At 65.1% G+C, this 1,651-nt stretch carries 1 protein-coding gene; it reads right to left on the bottom strand.

Annotated features, from left to right (window positions below; translation table 11 throughout):
• Nucleotides 1–158: 158 nt before the first annotated feature.
• A complete protein-coding gene (locus ABIC44_RS19575; RefSeq protein WP_354297089.1) occupies nt 159–1,589 on the bottom strand; it encodes an IS1182 family transposase in 1,431 nt (476 codons plus the stop codon).
• Between the last annotated feature and the right edge of the window lie 62 nt (nt 1,590–1,651).

Here is a 1,651-nt window from a genome sequence, read left to right on the forward strand (position 1 = left end):
CAGACCGTCCGAAAACGCGATGCGAGGCGGTTCGGCGGGAGCGTTCACGGACGAAATCGCTGGAAATCGGATATTTGCCGACGCCTGCGCCTCAGAGACGGCCAGATGGGCTGTGGGATGGCCATATTCTCGGTCGTGACGGGGTATTGCTCCCCGGATCAGGCCTGCACTGCCCGGATCATCCCCGGCACGCCGATGAGGGTGATGACCCGCCTGATATTGTAGGCAAGCGCGGTCAGGCTGAACTCTGCGCGGACCTTCTCCAGTCCGCGCATCAGGAACGCGCCCTGGTTCATCGACTGCTTGATCGTGCCGAACGGGTGTTCGACCGTGGAGCGGCGGATGACGAGGATGTCTGGCCGCTTCTCGAGGCGCTCGGCCATGCGCTCGATGAGGTGTTCCTTCTCCCAGCGGTTGACGCGTCGCCAGCGTCCCGTGGTGCATAGCGCCTTCATCTGGCACCCAGCGCAGGCGGCAGGGCTGGAATACTGGACCGTCACATGTCCGCGCGTGATCGAGCTGTGGCGGGTACCGAGTATCTGCCCGCCGGGACAGTGATAGGCGTCGGCTGCCGGATCGTAGCGGAACCGCTCCTTGGGAAAGAGGCCGTTGCTGACGTTGACGCCCCGGTGCGGCCGCGGAATGTACGGCGTGATGCCGACCGCCTCGCAGGCCTCGATGTCCTCGCCCTTGTGGTAGCCCATGTCCGCCACGGCATCGATCCGCTCGACCCCGAGCACCTCCATCGCCGCGCTGGCGGTGGGTGCCAGCTGACCCATGTCGTTGCAGGCGTTGGTGACATGCTGCTCGACGATCAGGCTGTGCTTCGCATCGACTGCCACCTGCGCATTGTAGCCGATGGTCACCTTGCCATGGGCGACCATCGCGCGCGCATCGGGATCGGTGAGCGAAATCTGTCCTTCGCCGCTTTCCTCCAGCTGGCCCATGAGCGCTGCGCTGGCCTGACGCTGCTCGCGCAATCTGGCGATCTTGGTCGCCAGCGCCTCAGCGCGGCCGGTGCCGGCAGCATCCTCACCGCGGTCGATCTGGTCCAGTTCAGCCAGATAGCGATCCAGTCGTGCATCGGCCGAGGCGAGATAGGTCGCCAGACGCTCGCGGCTGAAGTTGCGTGCCCGACCGTTCACCGCCTTCAGCCGCGTGCCATCCACCGCCAGCAACTCTCGCCCGAACAGGTCGAGCTTGCGGCACAGCATCACGAATGCGCGGAACACCGCCTTGAACGCGGCCCGGTTGTCGCACCGGAAGTCAGCGATGGTCCGAAAGTCTGGATGCACCCCGCGCAACAGCCAGATCAGCTCGAGATTGCGGCCTGCCTCCGCCGCCAGGCGCCGGCTTGACCGCACGCGGTTCAGATAGCCGTACAGATACAGCTTGAGCATATCGCCCGGATCGTAACCGGGCCGCCCGGTTGCCTTCGGCTGCGTCCGCTGAAAACCCGCGCTACCCAGATCGAGGTCGTCGACGAAGGCGTCGATGAACCGCACCGGGTTGTCCGCCGCCACATAGTCCTCGACCGAGGCCGGCAGCAGCAGCGCCTGATCCCGAGCATGACCTTCAATGTACCCCATGCCCGAAGATTACACCGTCCCGGTACGCTCGGGAATCCACAACCCTGTTTTCGGACGGTCTG

The sequence above is a fragment of the Sphingomonas sp. 1185 genome (assembly GCF_040544655.1).
GTDB lineage: Bacteria > Pseudomonadota > Alphaproteobacteria > Sphingomonadales > Sphingomonadaceae > Sphingomonas.

Bases quoted from the DNA above. Each gene is read 5' to 3' on its own strand.
- ABIC44_RS19575 (WP_354297089.1), bottom strand. From the start codon at position 1,589: ATGGGGTACATTGAAGGTCATGCTCGGGATCAGGCGCTGCTGCTGCCG.